This is a genomic window from Paenibacillus zeisoli (assembly GCF_003994465.1).
GTDB lineage: Bacteria > Bacillota > Bacilli > Paenibacillales > Paenibacillaceae > Fontibacillus > Fontibacillus zeisoli.
Window position 1 is genome coordinate 532693 of record NZ_RZNX01000001.1, and the last position, 24998, is coordinate 557690.

Annotated in this window: 24 protein-coding genes; 3 read left to right on the top strand and 21 right to left on the bottom strand. The window is 44.9% G+C overall.

What is annotated here, in order from left to right; all coding sequences use genetic code 11:
* Positions 1 to 161: 161 nt before the first annotated feature.
* The 12 genes from EJP77_RS02480 to EJP77_RS02530 all read right to left on the bottom strand — a co-directional run bounded on the left by EJP77_RS02480 (position 162) and on the right by EJP77_RS02530 (position 14971).
* Complete coding sequence (locus EJP77_RS02480) at positions 162 to 1253, bottom strand: DUF3900 domain-containing protein (protein WP_127197586.1); 1092 nt, start codon at positions 1251 to 1253, stop codon at positions 162 to 164.
* A 69-nt stretch (positions 1254 to 1322) separates the two neighbouring features.
* The gene (locus tag EJP77_RS02485) at positions 1323 to 2243 is read right to left on the bottom strand and encodes a tyrosine-type recombinase/integrase (protein WP_281278448.1); all 921 of its coding nucleotides are present in this window, start codon (positions 2241 to 2243) and stop codon (positions 1323 to 1325) included.
* A 306-nt stretch (positions 2244 to 2549) separates the two neighbouring features.
* On the bottom strand, positions 2550 to 2693 hold the full coding sequence (locus EJP77_RS20560; RefSeq protein ID WP_185897125.1) for a hypothetical protein: 144 nt from the start codon (positions 2691 to 2693) through the stop codon (positions 2550 to 2552).
* 493 nt (positions 2694 to 3186) lie between these two features.
* A complete protein-coding gene (locus EJP77_RS02490; RefSeq protein ID WP_127197587.1) occupies positions 3187 to 4662 on the bottom strand; it encodes an alpha/beta hydrolase in 1476 nt (491 codons plus the stop codon).
* 456 nt (positions 4663 to 5118) lie between these two features.
* Positions 5119 to 6336, bottom strand: a complete 1218-nt coding sequence (locus EJP77_RS02495; RefSeq protein ID WP_246021640.1) for a type III PLP-dependent enzyme — start codon at positions 6334 to 6336, stop codon at positions 5119 to 5121.
* A complete protein-coding gene (locus EJP77_RS02500) occupies positions 6333 to 8222 on the bottom strand; it encodes an IucA/IucC family protein (protein ID WP_127197588.1) in 1890 nt (629 codons plus the stop codon). The genes EJP77_RS02495 and EJP77_RS02500 overlap by 4 nt, the downstream gene beginning before the upstream one ends.
* Positions 8222 to 10003 (bottom strand): IucA/IucC family protein, encoded by a 1782-nt coding sequence (locus tag EJP77_RS02505; protein WP_127197589.1) that lies wholly within the window; start codon positions 10001 to 10003, stop codon positions 8222 to 8224. Before EJP77_RS02505 ends, EJP77_RS02500 begins: the two co-directional genes overlap by 1 nt.
* Positions 9972 to 11345: an MFS transporter gene (locus tag EJP77_RS02510; protein WP_127197590.1), complete on the bottom strand. Its 1374-nt coding sequence runs from the start codon at positions 11343 to 11345 to the stop codon at positions 9972 to 9974. Before EJP77_RS02510 ends, EJP77_RS02505 begins: the two co-directional genes overlap by 32 nt.
* The gene (gene sbnB / locus EJP77_RS02515; protein ID WP_127198279.1) at positions 11338 to 12357 is read right to left on the bottom strand and encodes a 2,3-diaminopropionate biosynthesis protein SbnB; all 1020 of its coding nucleotides are present in this window, start codon (positions 12355 to 12357) and stop codon (positions 11338 to 11340) included. Before sbnB ends, EJP77_RS02510 begins: the two co-directional genes overlap by 8 nt.
* A 17-nt stretch (positions 12358 to 12374) precedes the next feature.
* Complete coding sequence (gene sbnA, locus EJP77_RS02520; protein ID WP_127197591.1) at positions 12375 to 13358, bottom strand: 2,3-diaminopropionate biosynthesis protein SbnA; 984 nt, start codon at positions 13356 to 13358, stop codon at positions 12375 to 12377.
* A gap of 119 nt (positions 13359 to 13477) precedes the next feature.
* Complete coding sequence (locus EJP77_RS02525) at positions 13478 to 13900, bottom strand: helix-turn-helix domain-containing protein (protein WP_127197592.1); 423 nt, start codon at positions 13898 to 13900, stop codon at positions 13478 to 13480.
* A 96-nt stretch (positions 13901 to 13996) separates the two neighbouring features.
* Complete coding sequence (locus EJP77_RS02530; protein ID WP_127197593.1) at positions 13997 to 14971, bottom strand: ABC transporter substrate-binding protein; 975 nt, start codon at positions 14969 to 14971, stop codon at positions 13997 to 13999.
* Between the two features lie 144 nt (positions 14972 to 15115).
* Here EJP77_RS02530 and EJP77_RS02535 point away from each other — a divergent pair, with 144 nt between their 5' ends.
* Positions 15116 to 16105 carry a FecCD family ABC transporter permease gene (locus tag EJP77_RS02535; protein ID WP_127197594.1) on the top strand — a complete coding sequence of 330 codons (990 nt, stop codon included), beginning with the start codon at positions 15116 to 15118 and terminating at the stop codon, positions 16103 to 16105.
* A 2-nt stretch (positions 16106 to 16107) separates the two neighbouring features.
* Positions 16108 to 17088, top strand: coding sequence for a FecCD family ABC transporter permease (locus tag EJP77_RS02540; protein ID WP_127197595.1), 981 nt, complete (start codon positions 16108 to 16110; stop codon positions 17086 to 17088).
* Positions 17089 to 17091: 3 nt separating this feature from the next.
* On the opposite strand, the gene EJP77_RS02545 is transcribed toward EJP77_RS02540, so the two are convergent.
* Positions 17092 to 17580 carry a GNAT family N-acetyltransferase gene (locus EJP77_RS02545; RefSeq protein ID WP_127197596.1) on the bottom strand — a complete coding sequence of 163 codons (489 nt, stop codon included), beginning with the start codon at positions 17578 to 17580 and terminating at the stop codon, positions 17092 to 17094.
* A gap of 116 nt (positions 17581 to 17696) precedes the next feature.
* On the opposite strand from EJP77_RS02545, the gene xerS reads away from it, so the two are divergent.
* Positions 17697 to 18779, top strand: a complete 1083-nt coding sequence (gene xerS, locus EJP77_RS02550; protein WP_127197597.1) for a tyrosine recombinase XerS — start codon at positions 17697 to 17699, stop codon at positions 18777 to 18779.
* A 32-nt stretch (positions 18780 to 18811) separates the two neighbouring features.
* Here the strand turns inward: xerS and mobB are convergent, their stop codons facing one another.
* The 8 genes from mobB to EJP77_RS02590 form a co-directional block, all read right to left on the bottom strand.
* Complete coding sequence (gene mobB, locus EJP77_RS02555; protein ID WP_127197598.1) at positions 18812 to 19342, bottom strand: molybdopterin-guanine dinucleotide biosynthesis protein B; 531 nt, start codon at positions 19340 to 19342, stop codon at positions 18812 to 18814.
* Entirely contained in the window at positions 19339 to 20610 is a 1272-nt protein-coding gene (locus EJP77_RS02560) for a molybdopterin molybdotransferase MoeA (protein WP_127197599.1), read from the bottom strand. Before EJP77_RS02560 ends, mobB begins: the two co-directional genes overlap by 4 nt.
* A 140-nt stretch (positions 20611 to 20750) precedes the next feature.
* On the bottom strand, positions 20751 to 21488 hold the full coding sequence (locus EJP77_RS02565) for a DUF4247 domain-containing protein (RefSeq protein WP_127197600.1): 738 nt from the start codon (positions 21486 to 21488) through the stop codon (positions 20751 to 20753).
* A gap of 11 nt (positions 21489 to 21499) precedes the next feature.
* Complete coding sequence (locus tag EJP77_RS02570; protein WP_127197601.1) at positions 21500 to 22006, bottom strand: DUF4178 domain-containing protein; 507 nt, start codon at positions 22004 to 22006, stop codon at positions 21500 to 21502.
* 108 nt (positions 22007 to 22114) lie between these two features.
* Positions 22115 to 22780, bottom strand: a complete 666-nt coding sequence (locus EJP77_RS02575) for a PspA/IM30 family protein (protein ID WP_127197602.1) — start codon at positions 22778 to 22780, stop codon at positions 22115 to 22117.
* Between the two features lie 103 nt (positions 22781 to 22883).
* A complete protein-coding gene (gene lpdD / locus EJP77_RS02580) occupies positions 22884 to 23261 on the bottom strand; it encodes a prenylated flavin chaperone LpdD (protein WP_246021642.1) in 378 nt (125 codons plus the stop codon).
* Between the two features lie 14 nt (positions 23262 to 23275).
* On the bottom strand, positions 23276 to 24208 hold the full coding sequence (locus EJP77_RS02585; RefSeq protein WP_127197603.1) for a dihydroorotate dehydrogenase: 933 nt from the start codon (positions 24206 to 24208) through the stop codon (positions 23276 to 23278).
* Complete coding sequence (locus EJP77_RS02590) at positions 24201 to 24896, bottom strand: dihydroorotate dehydrogenase electron transfer subunit (protein ID WP_127197604.1); 696 nt, start codon at positions 24894 to 24896, stop codon at positions 24201 to 24203. Before EJP77_RS02590 ends, EJP77_RS02585 begins: the two co-directional genes overlap by 8 nt.
* Between the last annotated feature and the right edge of the window lie 102 nt (positions 24897 to 24998).

Sequence of the window (24998 nt, forward strand, 5' to 3'; positions counted from 1 at the left end):
TTATTATATGCAGGCTGGAAGTATTTAGTCAACTTTTTTCTAGAAAATAATTCCCATCTTTCATCAAACCCTTGATATATAAGGACTTTGAGTTATATTTAATAACATTAACAATATTATTTAACTACATTAATTAATGTCATTAACCAATGCGTATCTATTTAAAACGGATATTCTTCAGTCTCCTCATCTTGCTTCTGAAGGATTCGCTCAGCAACAACTTCAAAGGATTCAGGCTGCAGCAGTTCGACGGGAGAGAATCCTTTGTCGAATACAAATGAGTCTCCCTCCAGAATTACGGCGTATCTGCCATTTACTTTGGCGATATGAATTTTGTCGCCGAAATCGGCAAGCCTTCCACGAACCATAGTATCCCCGATACGGAATTTAAGTTCAATCTCTGGCTTAATTTCAATAATTCTTTCCGCAGCCTCGACCACGGCCTCCGGCTCCCACTTCTCCTGAATATCACGTTTCTCGCTTGCTGCCCAAAACTCCAGTTCTCTCTCCACATGCTGACGTTCCTCATGCGTTTCATCTGGCCATTTAGTTTCTACATAATCTTGAACAAAATTCATAACGTGATCATTTACGATCTCGGGAATTGACTGCTCGTAGGTCACAAACTTCAAGAAATCCTCAAAGTAACGGGCATGGGAGGATTGATGAATCTTAAGCTCCCACTCCTCAAACATACCTTCTTCGGGCATATAAGGATACTGAATAGATTTCATATTCCGGGCACTTATGGCCATTTCCACCTGGTTCACTAGACTTTTCTCATCTGAGATCCGGGCGATTTTCTGCTCAAAATCACATTTTAGCAAAAAGATAATTGGGGTGTCCGAATGGGTAGCAAGCTCGGCTTGGACAATAATCATGGCCCCTCCCCTTACAGCACTCGTATCCAGATAACTGCGCATTAAGTCATCGCAGGCATTCTTGAAGTCCTCTTTCTCATCCGCAGCTCTTAGGCGGGTGAACAAATTAAAGTTCGGGTTGCTGTCAAGCTCATGGCCTGGCTCAACAATAAAAGTACCAATCTTTGTTGGTGCCTGCTCAGCCGATGGATTCTTCTCGACCTTCCGTTTGGCTATTCGGGTGAACTCCCCATCAAGGAATTTCTTGATTTCACTATCGATATATTCATATCCATCCAGTGTTTGATAATGCTTGTATGAACGGGTACCCTGAGATTCGCTCCCTTCCACTTGAATAACGAAGAAAGATAAGAATTGAATTGAGAATTGCATGTATAGACCCCTTTATAAGTAAATGTATATGCAAAATGATATTGGTTGACATAATAAAAGTTATGTTGCTTATTTCTGTGATGGGATATGAATTTCTAGTCGTCCCACGGCTTCCTCTTTTTCACGACTGGTTATATGGGTATAAATGGTGGTAGTCTGTATGGAAGAATGACCAAGCAATTCCTGAACGGTTCTTAAATCTGCTCCTTTGCGCAGCAGCATAGTGGCGAATGAATGCCTTAATTTATGACTTGAATAAGCTGCCCTTCGATCTTGAGGTACTTCATGCTGAAATCTATCAAAAGTATCTGCTGCAATTTGCTGGATACAGCGAATTGACAGCCTTCTTCCTTTTTGCGATATGAACATGGCTGTTTCTTTGGCCCTCCAAGGTTTCAAGCGATCCGTAATCGCCTGTTGCAGTACTTCCTTGACCGCTTCTGGAACAGGAATCGAACGCCACTTGCGCCCTTTACCATACACACTGAGCAGCTTCCGCTCCGGGTTGAAATCAGCCAGATTCAGTGCGTGAACCTCGCCTACCCGAAGACCCATATAGGACATCAGCAGGAATACGGCCATATTCCGAAGTCTGTGCTTGCCATCAACCGACTGCAGGAACCTGCTCAAATCAACCTCATCTAGAAAAACCGGTGCTCGGTTCTTGTCCATTTTCGATTTCTTAATCCCGGCAGCCGGGTTATCTGCATACAACTCCAGCTCAATTAAGGCTTTGAAGAAACAATTAACTGAAGCATGCTTGCGATTCCGGGTTGAGTCGCTAACTCCTCTCTCTCGTACCGCAGATAAAAAAGACACAACATGAAACTTTTTAACCGAGCTTAATGATTTACCTTTTAGTGACTCCAAAAATTCATGCACATCGCTAAGATATGACTTTTGTGTATAGTGGGTATACCCAGCGTCTTTCATCCAAATCAGAAAAGCTTCAAGCTCCTCACCATATAAATCTTCTGTATCGTCTTGCAAGCAGATCCGCTCCTTTTATACCAGCATTTAATTTTAACATAGTGGCTAGCAGGCCGCTTTAGATTTATTAACTATGATTAATTTAAGATAAACTATAAAGAACTCAGCTGTAACACAAGTTGCGAAAGAATATTCTAATTAATTTCAACAAAAACAGCGTATAACATATATTATACGCTGTTTATTAATAAATTCCACGTCAATTATAAGTACCTGATCATCACTTCCTGAAATCCACCACTTCTCAGCTTGGGCAGCTTAACTTCCAAAAATCGTGACTTATAGGTGGCGCTGCTCTTTGCAGAATTATCGGGGCTGCCAGCGTGTTAACCTGCGGATTCTCCCCTTCTTGCCGACTGACACATCCGTGACGAACAGACGGTAACCTGACATAGCCTTGCTGATTGCGTTCTCTACATATCTATCTACCTCAGACGGATCGAGACTCAATTGTTCCTTGAACTCTTTGAATGGAAAGTAGTAGAAAAACTCGAAGACACTTTGAACATTGGAACCCCCCCCCGGGAATGGCCAATCCGTAGAGCATATTGCAGTTGGCGATAACCTGAAGCCTCCGACTGACCATAAGGATCCAAAAGATGCAGGGCCTGATGAAATCAGCAACAGGTTGAAGTATCAGGTAATCTGCTTTCTTGGCGAGGAAGTCTTCTATAAGCTTGAAAGTATACTAAAAGTGAATAAGAGAAGAATGCACAACCCGTTAGTTAACATAATATATATTATGTCTTAAGCCTTGTTTTTCAATTGTTTAGTTATAGATATGTGGGTAGATGGATTATTGTTTATAGTAACTAGATTCATATTTTTTTGTGTATTCTGAATTTTTCATATGTTGTAAATTCACAATAATTTATTTCTTAATTCGCCGGCCGTTGTGCTGCTCCGTAATTAATCATGATTTGAATTAATCACAATCCCCGCCTCATTTACTTAAATCGCTGCTATTCATGAATTTCACTTCTGGATAGGCTGGACTCGGGCCGGTTAACAATTCTCCGCCTTTTCCCTTCAGCTGCTTGTCGAAGAAGTTAAGGACATACTCGTTCGCGATTTTTGCACCCCTATTACCATCTATATTTCCGGTCATCCCTGTTAGCCGTATAAGCTTGGAATATAATTGAAGATCCGTAAAGTTATAATGCGATGTACCTTGAATATACATCACCTTTCCCCCACTCCTTACTGATTGATTCATGACTTGAAGCTCGGAGGAAATCAACTTGGTCAGCTTGGCATCTTGTATAGCACCTTGCTTATATTTGGTTGTCCATGTCTTAAAATCCTCTGCCCTCAGGGTTATAAATGGCTTAAGTTGGCCTGCTGGCAGACTCAAATCATAAAGGGTCCCATCCATATTTACCCCTGCTTTAAGCTTGGGATTGAATTGCACTTCGTGAAAAGCCGTTGCGCCGCCAAAGGAATGTCCCATAATGCCAATATTATTCATATCCAGTGCCCCTTTAAGGAAGCTGTTCTCGTCACCCGCATTCATCCGCCCGAATTGATTGATCACATAATCGATATCTGCATTCCACACTTTACCGATCTTCTTGGCATTTGATAAGATTTCTTCATCTCCAGTTCCAGAATTCCGTTCATATCCAGTCACTCTTCCATCCGGGAAAGCAGTGGCCGTTGTACTATAGGTGTGATCGATTGCTGCCACAATATATCCATGACTGGCAAGGTTCTCTGCTTGTGAGATATGGAGGATGCGGCCCGTACCTTCTCCATGAGAAAGAAGGATCAGTGGATATGGCTTAGAAGGATGCAGAATACCAGCATTCTCATACGAATTGCTTTTGAAATATTTCCAGTAATCCAGAACAAATTCAGGAAGCTTTAGATTTGAGGCGTAAGCATGAGCGTATTTTTGAAAAAGGAACCTGTCCTGCGGGAAAATAGAGGCTATCTTCTCCCCTTGCTGCTGATCCGAGGGATACCAGATCTGTACCATTAGCTCCCTTTTATCACCTTGATTTGATGTAAATATTTCATCCCTGCTGGAGTCAGTGAAATGGAAAGTTCGTGTGCCCACTGTATATGGCCCTTCCGGTTTAGGCAGCTCAACAACAGGTAAATACACGGACGCCAAAGTTGAAATGGCCAGGAGGAGCACAGATAATGTATACAAAGCATAAGTCAGCAGCTTAGGCATTGCCCAAAGTACTTTCTTGTTAGAGCTTCGCAATAAGCATATCGATATGTAAATACATGCGGTGATATAGATGGGGAGCATCTGCCACCTATATCCTTCCCAGCTCAGTTGGATGATCGAATCAACCAAGACGGCCAAAGAGAGAACTAACCCCACCTTTTTCTCCGATTTCTTGAAAAAAATCAAATATTGAAGCAGTGCCAAACAGGATATTAGCAAAATAATCTCATAAATCCTCATCGTTTCCTCCTAGTCAATTCTATTTCAGCATCTTCATGTTTGAAAAATTACGATTCCGACTGATTTCACCTTCCTCTCATAACTTGATCATAAGGGTCCCTGATTAAAATAAGAGATCCTTCAGCTTTAAAATCTGATTAAATTTATGTTAAGACAACGGTTTAGGATGAGTGAGTATTTTGAAGTTTAAGTTAACATAATATATATTATTTCTCGCTTGATCGTTTTTCTATTTAAACAAATTTGTTATTGAGCTAGGTAAAGAAATACGTAGAGTTTTGGTATAACGAGACTAGATAAATTCCAATAATTTTATCTATTATGAATTTTTCATATGTTGATTTTTTATATTATATAATTGACTTCTGACTTTCTTTTCATTTTGATAGCGTAAAATCAGATCACACAAAAAGGACAGCTCTCCAAAGGAGTAGCTGCCCTGTGTTTAGAAATTTACTAAATGTACACCAATTTGGGATGCGGGTGACTTAAAAAGTCATGGTGAGAGATTGCCCATCCGTATGCACCTGTAAGAACAAACATGATCAAGTCTCCACTTCGTATGCTTGACACCGGAATGTTCTCCGCAAACACGTCTTTGGGAGTGCAAAGCTGACCGACAATCGTCACAGGAACATCGACTGCAATTGGACGCTGAAAAGGATAATCCCACGGGTCTCGCTCTACGATCTCGAAAGGATGATTATGCTTCCAGGATACAGGGAGCCGGAAATGCTGTGTTCCGCCTCTTACTATAGCATACGTTTTTCCATGGTTACGCTTCACATCAATGACTTCGGTTACATAGGTTCCACAGAAAGCTGCCAAATACCTGCCACACTCGAAGTTTAATTTAAGCCTACCGCTGGAGAGAAGTGGATTGCTTTGCCCAAGTTGATGCAGTCCGGTGGTGAATCTTTGCCAGTCAAACTGCCGGTTCAAATCCGCGTAATTAACCCCTATCCCGCCGCCTGCATTCAGGATAAGGTGATCCATCTTGAACATAGACATCCATGTCTCTACTTTGTCGATATAACGGCCTATTAACGAAAGATGCTGTACCGCATCCATCTGATTAGAGACCGTATGGAGATGGAACCCGGCCATTCGGAGAAAACGGGAGTTCTCCAAAATATGAGCCGCAACCTCTAACTCCTCTTCCTCCATACCGAATTGAGTCGGCCTTCCTCCCATCTGCAGGGTTGCCTTCGGTACATCACGTTCCATACTAATATTAACGCGAAGCAATACCGCGACCTCTGTCTCTAGCTTATCCGTGATGTGCATCAGACGCCTTAATTCATGTAGGCTCTCTACGTGAATACTCTCTACATGAAGTAGAACCGCTTCGCGAAGCTCTTCATCGGTTTTACCAGGCCCGCCAAAGATGATTGGGACTTCCGTGCTTACCGCTCTTGCCTTTCTAATCTCTCCGATTGAGGCTGTCTCAAACCCAGTAACATACGGCTGAATGGTATTCAGAATCGGCTCCTCGCTGTTAGCCTTCATAGCATAATACATTTGGCAATAGTCTGGAAGTGCATGTACCACATTGGAGACGTGCTCCCTCAGCGACTCAAGATTATACACAAAAGCGCATAAAGGATCGCCGCTATCTCCCTTCTCATATCCTTGTATCCATTTCTTTGCAACCCGGGTCCATTTTTCGTTCAAGACAATGAATCTCCTCCCTTAAGTAAGTTGATTTGCATTTGAGGCACGGGATGCAGGGGGTTAGGCACGGTATGCTCTCTTCCTTCACCCTCCCCATATATTTTACGGAGTGTTAGTTGACCGACCTGGAAAGTCTCAGCGGCTAGATCGAACAAGTCAAATTGCTGTTCCAATTGAGGGAAAAGACTTTGATAGTGCTGAACTGCAGCGCCGACCATTCCCCAAAATTGTTTTTCTGTAAAGCCATATTGTTCAGTCAAAAACACCGCTATTTCATAAAGCTGAATATGCAGAAAAGCGTCTACCCAGAAATCCCGCACGTCCTGGGCTGTATCTGCCAAGATCGGATGACTGCTCTCACCAGGTCTTAATGCAAGGGAAGGCATTGGCAGCCGATTATCATATAAATGATGATTCCCAAGACATTTAATTCCCCCTGGTAAATCTCGTAATGCGATTCTCTCAGGCCATCCATCCTTATGGATAAGTATCATATTCTGTCCGTGTGATTCCAATCCAACGCCGTATGCATAGAGAAGATGCAGCATCGGTTGTATCGTCACCTCAAGCAGCCGCTGTACCCACCTCTCTGCTCCATACTGATTGATCCAGCTATCTATTTCTGGCACATTGTTAGCAAGATGGGTTACATAAGTATATGGGACAGCTTGTTCATCAGCTCGCAGCAGCGGCTCAAGACTTTCACGATATATAGTACTCATAGAGCCCTCTAACAGTCTAGCCAGTGGTTCAGGAAGATGATCATACCGGAGCGCTGCGGCGGCAGTCTCCCGCAAAATCACCACACCGCATTCTTCTCTTAAATAAATATCATTCTTTAACAGTTGATGCAGCCAATCCGAAATAGCGGGTGCATTACGAACATGATGTATTCCAATGATTCGGAGTGCAGACGTGTTGACAATTTGTATGGATGTTTTCACATATGGCTTGGCCGAATTCGTAATATTAGCTAAAGTACGGATCGATTGAAGCGGCTGATAGAGATCACTATCATTACCTAGCGGGATCAACATTTTGCTGCGAATCAGTTCACTCGCGTCCATCTTGATCTTATGCTCCCACTGCCAAGGATGCACAGGTATCAGGAGATAACTGTTAAAATCTACGCCTCTTGAAGCGATTTTGTCTTCGAACTGCCTTTTCTGATCCTCCCCAAGTAATTTAACAATATAATCCTCGTAGCTTAAGTTAGATAAGGTGTATGCCTCAGCATATGATCGATGGACAGCAACCCAAATCAGATGAAAGTTTGGACTGAACTCCGGAGCGTACGATAGATGGTCTTCCAGTGAGAACCCAATACGTGACTTGTAGCTTGGATGATAAGGATGGCCAGTGCTTGTATAGGCTTCCCATTCCGTAAGTGAACAGGGCTCATGCATGTCAGTATCCACTAAATTGCTCCCTGTAGATTGCCGCTTCCATGCGTTATGAAAAGCATCATTTACAAGGGTTCTTTCCAGCTCTTGGGCAAATGTGGACAGCCGTTCTGCTTCAGCAATCGGATAATGTATAGATAACTCCTGCAGAAGCTGAGCAATTGAGATGACTTCCGATTTTAATGACTCAGAGCCTGACTTGCTTCGGTAGATCGGAGACAGAATACGAATACGGCCGAAGCTCCCGGTGTCTCTTGCATGAAAAGAGTACAATACCGCATGTCCATTCCCCTCTTGCCCTATTACTCGGTATTCCAATTTGTCCACTAGGTCGCCACTGGACATAGCAGACTTTGCAATTTCCACATGAAGTAGACCTTCATGTACCATGGATTCCATCAACTGCCGAAGTACCCGGCGTCTACAATCTTGAGTCTCCTCATAAGTGCATTGCGCTACCCATTCGTCTATCCACTGCTTCATTATCCGTTCACCTTCTTATCGCGGAATCCGTTCAGCGGATTTGGAATTTCTACATAACCGGGCCGCTCGCCATGCTGATGGAAACGGCTGATCAGATTTGCTTTTGCCGGAAGTACAGGTGCTTCTAACAAGCGGTTGATCCATTCTCGTAGTGAAGGAGCTACACTTTCAGAATGCGTGGAGATTGCATGTGCTGCCTCTCGCCATAGATCTCGTTCCTCTGTATGAGAGGACCGGGATACAGTTGCAATCATATGGCTCAGATGATTTGTTACATTATAATAGAGCAGCCGCTTCCATGCTTCTTCTGTATCACTTAGGACTGGGCTATCCGGCGCTACCATGTCATTAATCCATCCCAACTCCTGTGCTTTGTTGCTGCACACGCTTACACCTTCTAAATCACGAATATAACATCCGGTAGGGACACCATCCTGCACTCTAATCAGCGTATTCTGGACATGGGCTTCGAGACTATATCCAAAATCAGCAAACAGTTGAAAAACAGGAAATAAATATACGTGAACATAAGCCCTGATCCACTTAACAGCGTCTTTCTTAGTGGCTGGAAGGTGTTCCAACCTACCAATCTCATCTTCAAGTAAGGTTGCGGCAACATGCCAATCTTCATGGCGCTGTTGGTCACCGGAGAGGGAAGCACGGATGATTACCGTGAACTCCTCGGCAAGCTCGGCATCCGACATGGAGACAACGCCGTGCTCCTGAAGGATTCCAAAGCCCGGATAGTGAAAAGCAGGCTCTATCTCAGCCCAGATTCGGGCCGCATCCATGGACCGCTTGTATTGTTCCTCATTGTTCGTCCGGATAAAGTTCGTAATTCGCACGTGAAGAGGCAGCTTCAAGTAAAATGACTGTGCCGGCGACCAGACTGTCCGCACGGATGAACTTGGGTACTGCCTATCTCCCAGACTACCGAGATATATCAGCTTGCCCTCGTCTATCCAACGGCGAATACTAGATTGTCGTAATAAATATTCAGACTGCCAAGGGTGAGCAGGGAGCAAGCGGTATGAAGTCAGTGCCGCTATCTCATCTGTACTAAGCCCAGTTGATCGTTGGATTGCACCGATCTCTTCCTGCAATCTATGCTCCCAATCCTGCCATTCTGACTTTAGAGGACTCTCTTCTAACCATTCCTCATGATACAGATCCGGATGAATAGCAAACCAGGTTAGTTGAAATGAGGCATTCAACTCAGGAGCATAAAGGCGCAGATCATCTTCCGTGAAGCCTTCTGAACTCTTCGGCGTCGGATGAAAAGGATGCCCGAACAGCAAGGACTGCTCCGAACGAACAAGCGTATAATTCTGGTATTCACTTGTTGGATCAGACTGCTGTTTAGTGTCTTGTAGTCGTTTAAGAACATAGCATGCAGTCTTATTTATACTGTTATTAATTTGATTGCGAAGATCAGCTATTCTATCTTGCACCGTTATGGTATCTGCATCGGCTGCCCCCACTTCTGCCAATAGCCAATCCAAAGCTGTGTAGGGTTCTAATGCGATGACCTCTTTCCCTCCATCCGCATCTCTCCCTATTAATGGGAAAATGTATCTGTGGTGCCCCGCAGCGGAAATGTTGCGGAATTCCATGCTTAAGGATCGACCAGTTAATGGTAATCTTAACTCTGTGTTGTGTTCAGTTACCGGGGTACAATGTACCTCACGCAAATAAGTGTTGAGAAGCCGCGTCAATGTACTGAGCTCTGCTAACTGCTGTGAAAGAATTTCATCTGACATTACTTCTTGTTTCATGCTCATAATTCTTATTCCTTCTCCTTTCCGTGTACTTCTTCCCTATTGCTTGTGAGCGAATCAATGCTGCACCTATTAACGGTAATATCCCAATTCCCCATATGCCATGTATAACACTGGGAAGACTAAGAATGATCTGCGGCATGAAGGAACCAGCTAATTGACCGGTAACTAGCAGACTATTTGCCGTGCCTATATTGACTCCTTGTCTACCCCTAGCTGAGCCCTGAATGATAGACCTGAGTACTAATGGAATAACTGCACTGAATACATATCCCTGCACAAGCTTCGTCAGAATTAGAACAGTAAATACTGGTGTACAGGCTTGAAGGAAGATAACCAGTCCGCTTAGACAAAGGGAATTTATGACCAACCGTGCAGGCTCCTTGCGATCTCCTTTCTTGCTCCATCTTCCCGCTCCGAAAAGTGCTCCTACTCCTGTGGCAGCTTCAAGCAAGCCAATCATACGGGGCGCCGCTGGACCACTCGAATAATTCTCCTGTATGAACAGTGGGTATATAGCTGCCAAGGCTGTCGCAGCGCACTTAGACAGGATGCCTGCTGCTAGCAAATATTTCAATTCACGATGATACCAGAAATACAGCATGCTGGCCCTTACACCATGAGGTTTAGATTCAGATCCCAATTCAGCGCTGTCATTGGGAGCCGCGGCAGCATCCAATGACTGATCAGTTGTGACAGCGGTAAGATCGCAGAGCTTAGCAGGAACGTTCAGCAATATCCATGCCAATGCACTACAGGCCAATGTAAGCAGTCCCGCTATCGTAAGAAAGATTCCGCTGCCAATCCAGCCCATCGCCATCCCTCCAACAAGCGGGCCAGCAAGTCCTCCCGCTGTGACCGCTTGTTGATAGCGGCCAATGGCCTCCCCTTTTCTATCCGAAGGGGCACTAACTGCAATCATCGCGATCGCCGCATCGTAAATGCCTCCAAGCCCACCTTGCAGCAGACGAAATAATACAAATATCGTTAATGTTGGCGCCCAAGCCATTCCGAGCATACATATTCCTAGAGCCACAAGGGCTCTAACAAACATCCATTTACGGCTGACTCGGTCTCCCAGCTTGCCCCATAAAGGAGTCGTAAGCATGTAAGTTACAGATGGTCCCGCCAGCGCCACCGAGGTCCATAGCATAATGGAACTTTCAGAACCAGAAGCCAGTCTCCCGATATGGAATAGCATAAATGGGGTAGTTCCAGTCAGACCGAGCGTAACTACAAACTGACCAACCCAGAGTACAGCAAGATTGCGCTTCCACAGCGGCCATCGCTTTCTTTCGGCAGTTTGTTCGTTCTGTCCCACCTTATTTCCTTCCCGCTTACTCATACAAGGAGAGAGTAACTCCTATCCCTTTGGCATTAGCCTGTTCATATATCCGATACGCACACGAGATATCTTCAATCGCCATGCCCATTGGATTCAGGACAATGATCTCATCATCAAACTCCCGTCCAGGTCTAATCCCGGCTACAATCTCTCCTAGCTCGGCGTGCAGCTTCTCTCTGGAGAAAGCTCCTTCCAATACAAGCTGATTGATGATTTTCTTCTCTCTATTGGATTGATCCCAGTCATCTACGACCACTTTATCCGCACTGGTAAACACATCCTTATGCAGATCCATGATGGATACATTGCTGACAAAGCAGCCTTTCTTCAGCCAGTCATAATGGATATAGGGCTGATCTGTTACCGTACATGGAATTACGATATCACCGCTTCGCACCGCTAATTCAGCCGATTCACTGCTTCGGCAGGAGATATGAGAATACTGAGCGTTCACCCGTTCGGCGAGCCTTTGAGCAGCTTCAGCATGAACATCGTATAGATGAATCTGCTTCACCTGAGGAAATAACTGAGCAACACTTTCGAGCTGACGCTGTCCGATAATCCCACAGCCGATAATAGTCACATCCGAGAAGTCTTGTCTCGCCAAGTACTTAATCCCCACTGTTGTTACTGCTGCTGTCCGCATACTGCTAATGAGCGCAGCCTCCATAACCGCTAACGGATAGTTCGTCTGTGGATCGTTAAGCACAATCATTCCGCTCGCACGCTCTAAACCATGAACGGAAGAATTATCATGCTTACTACCGATCCATTTCAAGCCTGAGATTTGGAGATTCCCGCCTACATAAGAAGGCATAGCAATAATCCGGTCCGCGATATGCCCCTGTTCACCATCCTCTCCTCGCACTCTTAGATAAGGCTTCAGTGGCTGAACAAATTTGCCGAGGGCATGCAGCTCCAAGACCTCTTCGATAACCTTTGCGTAAAATTGTGGTGATTCTCCCCCTGCTTCTGCAACCTGGCTGCGGCTTAAATACAGCAGGGAAGGCATCTGCTTCTCTTGACTGATTAACACTCCTTGCTCACCCTCTCTTTCACCGTACTCAACCATTCATCATCGTACACAAGATCCAGATAGCGATCACCGCGATCGGGCAACAGCGTAGCGATTCGTACAGTCCCCTGTAGCTCCGGAAGAAGCTTCTGAATAGCCGCAACGACTGAACCAGAGGAACCTCCGGCAAATATCCCCTCAGTGCGTACCATCTCCCGGCAAGCCATGGCTGACTCGTAATCATTCACATGAATAACCTTGTCAATTTCCTCACGATTCAGCAGCTCCGGTACACGGCTAGCCCCGATGCCTGGAAGCTCCCTCTTCCCTTTCGGACCGCCAAAAATAACAGATCCTACAGCATCGACTCCAATAACCTTAAGCCTGGGGAACTTCTCACGAAGCCTACGGCTTGTACCCATAATGCTTCCCGATGTACTTATACCAGCCACCAATATGTCCAATTGATCCATTTGCTTAGCAATCTCTTCACCTGCTCCATAATAATGTGCCTTCCAGTTATATTCATTCGCGTACTGATTAATCCAGTAGCCATGAGGAGTTGTATGCAGCAGTTGCTTGACTGTGGCGATTCGTGTATTCAGATAGCCACCATGTTCATCCTTCTCAGTGACCATCTCGATGTTAGCCCCCATCTGTCTCATTATTTTCAGGTTGGTTTGGCAAATGTTCGGGTCAACTACACAAGTGACCTCCAATCCATAAATTCGGCTCATCATAGCAAGAGCAATGCCTAAATTGCCGGACGTGCTCTCAATGATATGACTGTCCTGGTGAAGAGCTCCAGTTCTAAGTGCCTCCTCCAGAATAAAGCGTGCAGGTCGATCCTTCATACTGCCACCAGGGTTCATGAATTCAAGCTTCCCATAGACCTGGACCTCATCACCCGGAAACAATCGGTTCAGTCTGAGCAGCGGGGTATGACCAATACAATCAGTTAAAGATTGTATAACTGGGGACTCCTTAAGTTCGATCATGAACTGTTCCTCCCTTCAAATAATCATCAACGAATCGGTGATATTGATAATCATTATCATTAATTCTTCTCTATCGTACATTCACTTAATTTGACTGTAAATGACCTGATTGAGTTATTTTAGTTATCCAAAGGGATTATTGATCCAAGCTTGATCTGTAATTCGTAGACAAAATCAGGACCGCTCTCGGTAATTTCAAGCACTCTTTTTATATTCTGAATATGCTTCTTAACCGTATTTTCTGATATGTGCAGGGTGGTTGCGATTTTGCGTACCGAGTAGTGTGAACATACTAAACTGGCAATCTCGCGTTGTCTTATACTTAGCGGTACTGCATTTCCGATTGGATTCGTTCCTGACGCGGCGTGAGAAGACAATGGCCGCTCTTCCTGCCCCTCATTTTCCCAGATGATATGAATAGATGCTTGTCCTTCTGTTGATCTTAGCTTCTCTACAATCATTCTCTGCAGTTCATCCATCATACGTTGTTCCTCTTGGGTTCTCGTAAGACTCTCAACAATTAACCGCTGTCTTCTTAACATTTTTCCCCTCCACTATAAATAGAAAATAGATTATTTACGATGCAAAAAGGGACTGTCAGTCTTTCAACTGTCAGCCCCCAGCCAGTCTAATTTCATTTATTTAGAAACGAAAATTTTGAACAAATCATCTACAACCAGGTTCGCAGCCTGAATACCAAGTCCGCTTAGCCACAGATCGGCATCCACCTTAAATACTTTCTTATCTTTCACCGCCTTAAGATTCTTCCAGAGCGGATTATTAGCCAGCTTGCTCTCGAGCAAATTATCAGTATCGCGGCTGAACCAAAGAATGACATCACCATCCATGTTCGCGACTTGTTCTTCAGTTGCTTTACTGGCAAACTCATCAGCCTGCTGAGTAGCAGGACGCTTCAATCCGGCATCCTCTACAATAATTCCGCTGAAAGATTGTCTTAAGTAAATGCGTACATGGTCAGTACGCGGACGTAGAACAGATACGGTTGTGTTAGCAAGTCTGTCTCCCATTTGATCTTTAAATTGTGCGAGCCTATCGGTATAGGCACTTAATAACTTATCTGCTTCCGCTTCCTTACCCAGTGCAGCAGCCTGCACTTTCAAATTATCTTTCCAAGTGTAGCCAAGGGACTCTACATAGACGGTAGGGGCAAGCCGTTTCAACTTCTCAAAAATCTTCTCATGCGTATCTTTACTTCCAAGAATAAGATCAGGCTTCAGTGAGGCAATCGTCTCGAGGTTCGGTTCATCAATGGTACCAATATTCGTTATCCCCTCAGCCTGTGAACGCAAATATGCGGGGTAAGGTTCCTCTAGCTGCACGGTTGGCGCTCCTACGGGCTTGACACCCAGTGCAAGCAAGTTATCCAAAGCTCCGTTGTCGAGTACAACCACCCTCTGCGGAATCCCCTTAAGCTTCTCTTCCCCCATTGCATGTTTTACAATGATTTCTTTTTCCGTTTGCGCCGTAGTAGTAGGTTCGCTTGAAGCATTACCGGATGTTTCTTTTGAGCCGCTTGTTGAACAAGCCGATAATGCCCCCATAAGGACAACTATCAGCATTAAAAATAAAATTTTTCCTCTACTTCTATTCATTGACAACACGCTCCCGACTTTGATAATATATGTAAGGCTTATTGATAATGATTATCATTATCTTTGCAAGGACAAGTATAAGTGCCATTATAATTGATTGTCAATTACAAATTTGGATTATTTTTCTTACGAGGGAGTAAGTTCATGACTAAACAATTTTGTCTGTTAGGATTTGGTCTAGTTTTGCTGATCGGGATTTTTCTGCTGGATCTATCAACCGGTTCCCTGATTATTGATTTTCCAACTGTTTGGTCCTCGATCTGGGGCAATCACAGCACTGAACTACATCAGGTTGTCTCTACTATTCGAGTTCCTAGAGCATTTATCGCTTTATTCGTAGGTGCGGGTTTGGCAGCTGCAGGCGCTTGTATGCAGGCACTAACCAGAAATCCATTAGCTTCACCAGAAATTTTGGGGGTCAACAACGGGGCAGCTCTTGCAATAGTGATCGGGTATTTCTTAGTACCGGGCTCCTCCGTCTGGATTTATCAAATCTTTGCGGTAGCAGGGGCGGCATTTGCAGGTTCATTAATATTTGTCTTGAGTTCAGTAGGCGGTACGCCGTTAACGCCTTTGAAGTTAATCGTTGCCGGCACAGCCGTCTCGCTGCTGCTTGCTTCTTTCACACAAGGCGTTCTTGTTCTTAATGAGAAATCGATTGATGAAGTTCGGTTCTGGCTGGCTGGTTCTGTTGCTGGGAAGGAACTGCAAGATCTTATCTATGGGGGACCTTTAATCCTTATTGGAGTGTTGATCTCCCTTGCCCTCGGAGCCAGAATGAATGCATTGCAGCTTGGTGACGAGGTAGCTGTTGGGATTGGATCTGATACCTCATTTACCAAAAAGATTTTGTTCTTCGTTGTTGTTCTGTTATCCGCGGGCTGTGTGACAATTGCGGGGCCGATTGCATTCGTCGGACTTGCCGTGCCGCATATCGTAAGGTCCATTGCTGGTGCTGATTACCGATGGATTGTCATTCACTCAATCTTGATGGGTTCATCGCTTCTTATGCTGGCCGATATAGCTGCCAAGCTCGTCATTCATCCGGATGAAGTGTCTGCTGGGGTGATGACTGTAATGATGGGGGCGCCTTTCTTTATTTATCTGGCGAGGAAAAAGGAGTGGAGGTTGTGAGGATGCGTCAGAGAATAATGGTTCAATGCAGCCTCATCATTCTGATACTTATTCTGTTTATACTGCAAGTTGGCACTGGGGAGTTTGCTATATCTCCTCTGGATACGATAAAGTCCATTCTTGGGATCGGTCAACCCGATCATGATTTCATCGTTCGTACACTTCGGCTGCCCAGAGCATTGATAGCTGTTGGTATTGGAGCTTGTCTTGCTGCTGCGGGGACACTGCTGCAGGGTATAACGCGCAATCCGCTTGCATCACCAAGCGTAATCGGGCTAAATGCAGGAGCCGCGCTCTGTGCTGTTATCTTCATAGTATGGGTTCAAATTCCTTCATACTGGCTCCCGTTCGCCGCCTTTGGCGGAGCACTTTTGGTGGCTTTCCTTAGTTATGCACTCGCATGGAAAAAAGGGCTATCTCCTATCCGCATGGTTCTGGTCGGTATTGGTATCGCCTCGATCTGTCATGGGTTTATTACCATCGCAATGACCTCCGGCAATATTCGGCTCGTGAATCAAGCAACCATCTGGATGACCGGGAGTCTATATGGACGAAGCTGGGAACAGCTTTGGCCCTATCTTCCTTGGGTAATGATCTTCCTCCCTACTGCTTGGTTGTGTTACCGCCACCTAGACATCCTGGGTCTGGATGATCAGTCATCCATAGGACTCGGAAGCCGCATCCATTCAACCCGGACATGGATCCTGCTAATCGCCGTTGCCTTGGCTGGCTCGTCTGTTGCAACAGCAGGAACTATAGGCTTCGTAGGCTTGATGGCCCCTCATATTGCCAGACAGCTAGTAGGCGGGAAGCACGCCGTATTGATTCCCACTGCTGCCCTGCTCGGAGCCTTAATCGTTCTGGCATCGGATTTTGTTGGACGAACCGTTCTGGCTCCAATTGAAATCCCCTGCGGTTTGATTACTGCGATACTAGGCGGGCCTTATATGTTGTATTTGTTAGCTCGGACTCGAAATCAATGAGTGTTAATTGGTAAACCTCTGGGAAATCTGACGATGAGCAAAGTGGGTCTCTTCTTCATAGCGGCCATTCGTGTACTCATTAATGATCGTACGCCAGAACATTTGAGCTGGAATATTCGAGCTGAGCTGGGAGATTAACCATCTCCCCTTGTATTTCTCAAACAGCTGTGTGGCTGCTGATCTTCCAACACCAAGCTTACGGTATTTTTTGAGTACGAAAAATTCAGTCATGTAACTGTCCGCGTTCCTCCTGCCTTGAAGTGCCTCAATTAGTGCAAACCCTGCCGTACATGATCCTATCTTGAATAAGTATGGAATATATTTATCATCATTTGCCCAATATTTATCGAAGTCCGGATAAGGTGGGTACTTTCCCGTTGTCTCATCGATTTCAAAATTTAGATAACCGCTAAAATCATAGATGTAATACTGCATTAAGTTACGAAACTTTTCTTTCATATGAAGATCTGCGCGTACCAAATCTACCTGCATTAAATTAGCCTCCTTTTGGCCCTATCTACTCTGTACAATTTGATTTATGTTCCCAGTGGTATGATATAATTATGACAAATCTATATATTAGCTGCTGGTACAAAGGAGCTTGCTAAATGAACATTCAGAAGATTGCCGACCGTAAAAAAATGGATGAGCGAGTGCTGAATATGCCATGGTTCGTTCAACAGTTCATTGATTATAAATTGCCCGATTTATCCCCCTCTACCCTGCTCGAATATATCCGAGATTATGAGCAGTTCTTCGGCTGGCTTCGTGGTGAGGGTTTATCTGCTGCTGAGAATAATGCCACAGTTACGCTTCAAGAACTTGAAGTGCTTCGGATGGATAGTATTGTCGGTTATCGGCTGCACCTAACTACCCGGGTGGATGGAAATAACTCACGAGTAACCGTATCTCGCAAAATGTCTTCTTTGCGCTCATTATTTCATTATTTAAGCCAAATTGCGGAAGATGAGGACTTTTATCCGCTTTTGAAACGGAATATCATGGCTAAAGTTGAAATCAAGCGTATCCACAAGCCTAAGGACACAGCTGCCAAGTTAAAAGGTAAAATTCTCGAAGAGGATGAACTGCTTGAATTCATCGGCTATATTCTCGAGGGATACGGTTCAGACATTGAGAATAACAAACAAGCCTTATATAACTATGAGCTGAACAGAGAAAGAGACGCATGTATTGCAAGTCTCATTCTAAATTCCGGGCTTCGCGTGTCCGAAGTCGTTAATCTAAATATTGATGATATCGATTCGGCTAATAAATTACTCTATGTATATCGCAAAGGTAACAATGATGAGACTTTCAAGACTCCAGTCTATTTCCGGGAACAAAGTAAAGACGAGCTTCAGGCTTATTTAGCCATTCGTAGCGCGCGTTACCGAACACCCAAGCGTGAAAAAGCTTTGTTCGTTGCACTGCCAAATGGCCACCAGGAAGGTAAAAGAATGACCAAGAGGGCTATACAGGCCATGATCATAAAATACGCCAGCCGTTTCGGAAAGCCATACTTAACGGTGCACAAGCTTCGACACTCCTTTGCCACAGATTATTACCTGCAGAATGATATCTACAAAACCAAGGAGCAGTTGGGTCATGCTTCTACAGAAACGACGGAAGTCTATACTCATCTTACAGACAAAACCATGTCTGATGCGATCGAAAGACGTTCAGAAGTGTAAAGCGATAACGCTAAACACTTCTGTTTTTTATTTTACAGAGAGAGTTCGGAAGAAATAGCTGCTACGATTCCTGGGATATCGTTAATATCGAAGATTGGCAAGCTGCCTCCAAGACCTGTAGCGGGACTGCTCTCTTCCAAGTTAATGGATAATTCCTGCCAAACCACTACTCCCTTAATGTTCGTAAGCTCATGAATTAAAGGCAGATCTTTATTCTCGCGCAGAATGACAAGCTTGGGATAGGTCTCCTGTTTGAATCCTTCGACGAGAACAAGATCGTAATCGGCAAAACGAACGACAAGATCCGGTAATTTAGTTCCCTTGTCCTCTAGAATGGCGGTGCGTGTAGGTGAAGTAATAGCCACTGCCGCCGCGCCAGCTTCACGATGCTGGTAGGTGTCAGTGCCTTCCTTATCCATTTCAAAGCCATGCATATCATGCTTGATTACAGCAACCCGCAAGCCTTCGGTAGTAAAGTGTGCAACCAGGCTCGAGACCAACTGTGTCTTTCCAGTGTTTTTATATCCTACAATCTGATATACCGGAATAGAGTCAAACTTCATATCGAACTTCCCGAAAGCCTTAAAATTTTCACTTTATCCCCCGCATTTAGAACTCCTGAAGAGGGTGGGACAACTATTAGACAATCACTGTCCTTGATCGTAATCATAACATTCGATTCATCCAGACTTGCAGGTGTGGCTACAAGCTGAGCATCTACAATGCTTAGACTTCCACGAACAAAACGTGTAAAGTTGTTAATTTTCTCGTAGCTTCTACCCAGTACTGCCGTTAATTCAGTAAGGAAGGGCTGTTTACTTCCCTGCATTAAACCCAGTGCCGGCCGAACGAACAATTCAAACCCTACAAAGCAGGCTCCCGGATTTCCCGATAAGGCAAAGAGGAGCTTCCCCTCCTTCACCGCAGCTGTTGTAACGCTTCCCGGGCGCATTGTTACTTTATTAAACAGCATAGTAACTTCATCTCCGCGTACCAAATCCGCCATAATATCAAAATCGCCTACAGACACACCACCCGTAGTCACAACGATATCATAGAAGTGGAAAGCCTCTTCCACACGCTGCTTAGCGATTTGAAGATCATCCTGTATGGCATCGAGTATTATGGGATCTCCACCGGCATCTCTAACCTGGCTTGCCAGCATATAGGTATTGCTATTGCGAATTTTGCCGTCCTGTATGGCTTCCTCAACCCCAAGCAGCTCAGAACCAGTTGAAAAAATGGCTACCGTTGGCCGCTTGAAGACACTGACCTGATGAACTCCGAAGGTAGCAAGTACTGAGATCTCCCCTGTCGAAAGGAACGTTCCCTTTTCAAGAATCAAATCGCCTTCTCGTAGTTCTAATCCCACCGGAGTTACATTCTTACCTGCTTCTATTTCCCGCTTGACCTGAATGGTTGTTCTTCCTTGATTAACAACAGTCTCCGTCATTTCAAACATAATTACAGCATCGGCTTCATCCGGAACCTTCGCTCCTGTCATAATACGGGAGACGGTGCCTGGAACAAGAGCAACCGATGGCAGTGATCCTGCAGGAATCTCATCCACAACCTCCAACCATACCGGATTCTCGGTTGAGCTTCCCGCAGTATCCCCACTTATAATTGCGAATCCGTCCATACCTGAGCGGCGAAAGTGTGGATATGGATGAGGTGCCATGATATCTTCAGCTAGATAACGTCCTTTGGCCTCGGACAAATCGACATGTTCACAATCCCCCAGCTGAACATGGGATTGAATAATAGCCTGGGCTTCTTGAACTTGTATAGCGTTCCTGTGCAGCTTGGAAGATGAGTTGGACTGCTCCATATATGAACCCCCTAGAATTCTGTGCTTAATATGTATACATGTTATCGTTGTTTCCCGCTCGATTGCAATCTTTATTAACATAAAAAGCATGCAGCTATCTGCATGCTCCCCTGTATGCTAGTGTTAATCCTGTGTCCCAGCTATCTCCTTCTTCTGGTAATGCCTCCAGAACCGGATCGGGTTTTGGGCTTTGTAATCGACTTCTTCGGCGATGAATAGGAACCGGAATCCGAGCTTCCCCCATCCTTGTTCCGTGTAATACTACCCTTGCTTGAACCTGAACTACTGCTATCTCCGCTGTAGCTTCCACTACTTGAGCCCGAACCTCCACGTCTTGTAATAGAGCCTTTCTTCTCCACAGTCAGCGGTGGAGCAGCCTTCTTGTCGTCTTTCGTAGGTGCATGATAGTCCTGCTTCGGCTTATAAGTATCCTTGCTTGAGTAACCACGGTAGGAGCCATGGCCTCCAAAAGAATCGAACAAGCTTCCAATCAACGAAGCCGCAAGGTATCCTTGTAGAAAGCTTGAATCATAATTACTGCGAACATATTCTTCAGAATCCACTTCTATCAGTGTATCTTCAGGCTTATTCGGATCTTTCTGCAGATGGTAATATTCCTTGTCATAGACGAGGAACATATGATCATCATTATCCGGCGACTTCTGATCAGGCTCATGTTCAGCGATGAGATCAGCTGCTACCTGAGGAACTTTCTCTCCTGCTGCTCTGTACACATAGGAGGTTGAGTTACCACTTCGATTCACCGATTCTAGCGGGTAATTCTCCTTTACATTAGGTGAGCCGCAGCCTGCCAATAACGACACAAGCAAGCTGAGAATCAGAGCTAACTTAACATATAAAGAAGACCCTTTCTTCACAAATATCACTCCTAAGAGGCACGGATGACTTTGACATCACCGGAGATCGTCTTATCTCCTTCATAAAGCATGAATCTTCCATCCTGCCATTCAATCCTTAACAGGCGATAATCATCAGACTGGAATTGCCATACGTGCTGTTCTCCGCCTTGGCGAAAAGGAGTTTTGCCCTTAATAATAACGTTACCGGCATATTCTTCCTCAAGATGGTAGGATCTATCGTCCAAATCTATAGTTGTTGGCACTTCATTCGGATTATCGAGACGCCCGTCTATCGGGTCGTATAAAGCATACTGCAAAATTTCACGTTCTTCAATGTGTAAATAACGAATGTCGTTCCCATCCCGCAGTGAAAGCATTGCGGCATTCCGCCCTGGATTGCGCACACTGCCAACAACTTCGTAGGTGACGAGAGATACTTCGCATATATCCCCTGGATTTAAGTCCAGCATGCTCTTCTCTCGAGCGGGTGGTTCGGACTTGGCAAATAATCTGCCAATTCTCTTCATTACATTCATGATTCCTGGCTCCTTCTGATTCATATGCATTACCCAAATCTTGCTATCCATAAGCAAAGGAGAAACAATGAATTGTCTCTCCTTCCCTTACATGCATATCGCAGATTATTATTTCTCGTACTGCTTGAGCAGGGCCGCCAGCTCATCTTCAACCGCTTTATCCTTATTAAGTTCTGCGAACTCTTCATCAAGGGATTTACCTTTGCTGGATACCTCATTGCTTGCTTCAGCCTGTGCTTCCATTTGGAGCATCTTCTCTTCCATACGTTTCAGTCCGGCAGACGCGGTATCCGAGTTAAGTCCAGACAATGATTTGTTAATTTCGTTCTGAGCCTTCGCTGCATTATAACGAGCTACCAGGGTCTCGCGCTTATTCTTCATCTCGGTAAGCTGCTTACGCATTTGCTCCAGCTTGTCACGGAGATTGTCCGCTGCCGCTTTGTTGCTATCATAGCTGGTCTTGTATTCAGCAAGCTTCACTTCAGCTGCCTTCTTCTCCTCAAGTGCACGGCGGGCAAGGTCTACGTTCTGAGCTTGTGCAGCCGCATGAGCTTGCTCATTACGTTTCGCAGCCAATGCTTCCTGCTCTTCATAAAGCTGCTTGAATTTCTTCTCAATTGCTATTTGGGCTGCTACGGATTTCTCGGCATCCTCTAGATCTTCCTGCATATCGCGAATGTATTGATCAGTTAGCTTGATTGGATCTTCTGCTTTATCGATAAGAGAGTTAATGTTAGACATCGTCAGATCACGTAATCTTTTGAAAATGGACATGGTTAATTTCCTCCCAGGAATAAATATGTTTTATGATATGGTTTACGCAGATAGGTGGCGGGACGTTTCAAATTTCTTAATATTCCCTTGCCTGCCATCCCATTTATTGTATCCTGTTCTTATCATAACTTGGAGGAGACACCGTTTGCAAAAAAAATTCGAGCTCGCGTTCGGCAAGCTGACATACCTTCTCAATCTGTTCAGAACTTAAATTGCTGTAGTGGATTCCCATAATTACAGTTACTGTCCGGTTAAGCCACCTGGAGGCACGAAGTGCAAAATCAGTGCTAAGAAGGGATTCCTTATGGCCGGGAACTGCCGCTGTATGAACTTCAGCCGGATATCCAGAGGAAGCGTACGCTGTCGAGACTGCGCCAATATGGGCATCGCCTCCCGTAATAATCAGTAAGATATCGCTTCCTATTTCGCGAAATTCCAGACGAATTTTGTTCATATCTATATCGTCATCGAAGTTATTCACAGATCCGCCCCTCTCTAGATAATCCCACGGATTTCATCCAATGTCTGGATACCTTCGTTGTTCATAAATTCCGTGATGCCGCTCAATAACTCTTCTCCAGCATGAATATTAACGAAGTTATAAGTACCTATTTGCACAAGAGAGGCGCCAGCCATAATAAATTCGATCACATCCGTGGCACTTGTTATGCCGCCCACTCCTATAACAGGTATATTTACCCTGCTGGCAACCTGATGTACCATTCTTAATGCAATTGGCTTTATTGCAGGACCTGAAAGGCCGGCATATAAGTTGCGAAATACGCTTTTACGCTTATATACGTCTATCTTCATGGCTGAGATGGTATTAATCAGGCTAACTCCATCAGCTCCTTCTTCTTCACACATCACAGCCATCGAGACCAGATCTTCTGCATTGGGTGACAGCTTAATGACTAGAGGAATAGAGGTCACGGCCCGAACTTCACGTACCACTTCACGGGCTTTCTCGGTCTTAATGCCGTAGGCCAAGCCGCCTTCCTTGACATTTGGACAAGAAATATTCAGTTCTATGATATCGACTGCTTTGAGGCCTTTGGCTTCCCGAATACGGGAATCCTGATTAATTAACAACGCCCCTTCAATATATTCATCAATGTGGTCTCCACCCAGATTCACAATTCTCGCCAGATCAAGTCCTTCCCAAAAACCGGCTTCGTTCTCAAGAAAATGTTTGATACCTGGGTTCTCTAAGCCGACACTGTTCAGCATGCCTGAAGGAGTCTCGAAAACTCGAAGTCCCTCATTTCCTGATTTGGGATGCAGGGTCAGTCCCTTACCGGCGATGCCACCCAGAACTGAAATATCATAATATTGTGCGTATTCTTTGCCGAATCCAAATGTTCCGGACGCCATGACAAGCGGATTCTTGAAGTGAACACCAGCAATGCTTCCCGACAGATTAATCATCTAAGTCCACTTCCTTTGCAAGAAATACAGGACCTTCAACACAAGCCCGCTTCGTTCCCTCGGGTCCTTTAACACTGCACACAAGACAAGCACCAATCCCGCAGGCCATCTTATTCTCGACCGATACATAGACATTGCCGTGATAGTCCTGCTCAACTTGTTTTTGCTTAGCTGCCTTCAGCATCCCCGTGGGTCCACACACCAAGATGTGATCATAATCCTCGAAGACAACTTCATCCAAAATACTACCGCCTACCTTAATTCTTACGTTACTGCTAATTGAGTTGAAATCTGTAACCAAACAGGCTTCTTCCCGGAAGCCGAGGTAAATATCTGTATCTCTTAGTTGTTTGGCTGCGAAATAAAGAGGTGCTATTCCTATGCCTCCCCCAACGAGTGCTGTTCTTCCCTCTATATCCGGAAAGCCGTTCCCCAGTGGCCCAACCAGGTTTAATGAATCACCCCGTTTAAGACTCGCAAATAGATGAGTCCCCTCACCAACAACTTGGTACAGGAATTCTATGTAATGGTCCTTTAAGTCAAAGATGCTCAGCGGCCTTGAGAGTAAAGGATCTATTCTAGAGCCTCTTAACATATAGAACTGCCCGATCCGTCCCTCATACTTCCCTGATATCTTAATCCGGAACACACCAGGCGAGACCTGGATATTCGACATAATTTCAGCCATGGCTAACTCCCCCCTGAACATTACGATGCCTTTTTTTCTATGCTACTGCCGTGATATTACTCACAGAGCAGACTCGCTCTGGATAAAAGAGCCTTTGTAAGG

Bases quoted from the DNA above. Each gene is read 5' to 3' on its own strand.
- EJP77_RS02480 (WP_127197586.1), bottom strand. From the start codon at position 1,253: ATGCAATTCTCAATTCAATTCTTATCTTTCTTCGTTATTCAAGTGGAA.
- EJP77_RS02490 (WP_127197587.1), bottom strand. From the start codon at position 4,662: ATGAGGATTTATGAGATTATTTTGCTAATATCCTGTTTGGCACTGCTT.
- EJP77_RS02500 (WP_127197588.1), bottom strand. From the start codon at position 8,222: ATGAAGCAGTGGATAGACGAATGGGTAGCGCAATGCACTTATGAGGAG.
- EJP77_RS02505 (WP_127197589.1), bottom strand. From the start codon at position 10,003: ATGAGCATGAAACAAGAAGTAATGTCAGATGAAATTCTTTCACAGCAG.
- EJP77_RS02510 (WP_127197590.1), bottom strand. From the start codon at position 11,345: ATGAGTAAGCGGGAAGGAAATAAGGTGGGACAGAACGAACAAACTGCC.
- sbnB (WP_127198279.1), bottom strand. From the start codon at position 12,357: ATGCCTTCCCTGCTGTATTTAAGCCGCAGCCAGGTTGCAGAAGCAGGG.
- sbnA (WP_127197591.1), bottom strand. From the start codon at position 13,358: ATGATCGAACTTAAGGAGTCCCCAGTTATACAATCTTTAACTGATTGT.
- EJP77_RS02525 (WP_127197592.1), bottom strand. From the start codon at position 13,900: ATGTTAAGAAGACAGCGGTTAATTGTTGAGAGTCTTACGAGAACCCAA.
- EJP77_RS02530 (WP_127197593.1), bottom strand. From the start codon at position 14,971: ATGAATAGAAGTAGAGGAAAAATTTTATTTTTAATGCTGATAGTTGTC.
- EJP77_RS02535 (WP_127197594.1), top strand. From the start codon at position 15,116: ATGACTAAACAATTTTGTCTGTTAGGATTTGGTCTAGTTTTGCTGATC.
- EJP77_RS02540 (WP_127197595.1), top strand. From the start codon at position 16,108: ATGCGTCAGAGAATAATGGTTCAATGCAGCCTCATCATTCTGATACTT.
- EJP77_RS02545 (WP_127197596.1), bottom strand. From the start codon at position 17,580: ATGCAGGTAGATTTGGTACGCGCAGATCTTCATATGAAAGAAAAGTTT.
- xerS (WP_127197597.1), top strand. From the start codon at position 17,697: ATGAACATTCAGAAGATTGCCGACCGTAAAAAAATGGATGAGCGAGTG.
- mobB (WP_127197598.1), bottom strand. From the start codon at position 19,342: ATGAAGTTTGACTCTATTCCGGTATATCAGATTGTAGGATATAAAAAC.
- EJP77_RS02560 (WP_127197599.1), bottom strand. From the start codon at position 20,610: ATGGAGCAGTCCAACTCATCTTCCAAGCTGCACAGGAACGCTATACAA.
- EJP77_RS02570 (WP_127197601.1), bottom strand. From the start codon at position 22,006: ATGAATGTAATGAAGAGAATTGGCAGATTATTTGCCAAGTCCGAACCA.
- EJP77_RS02575 (WP_127197602.1), bottom strand. From the start codon at position 22,780: ATGTCCATTTTCAAAAGATTACGTGATCTGACGATGTCTAACATTAAC.
- EJP77_RS02585 (WP_127197603.1), bottom strand. From the start codon at position 24,208: ATGATTAATCTGTCGGGAAGCATTGCTGGTGTTCACTTCAAGAATCCG.
- EJP77_RS02590 (WP_127197604.1), bottom strand. From the start codon at position 24,896: ATGGCTGAAATTATGTCGAATATCCAGGTCTCGCCTGGTGTGTTCCGG.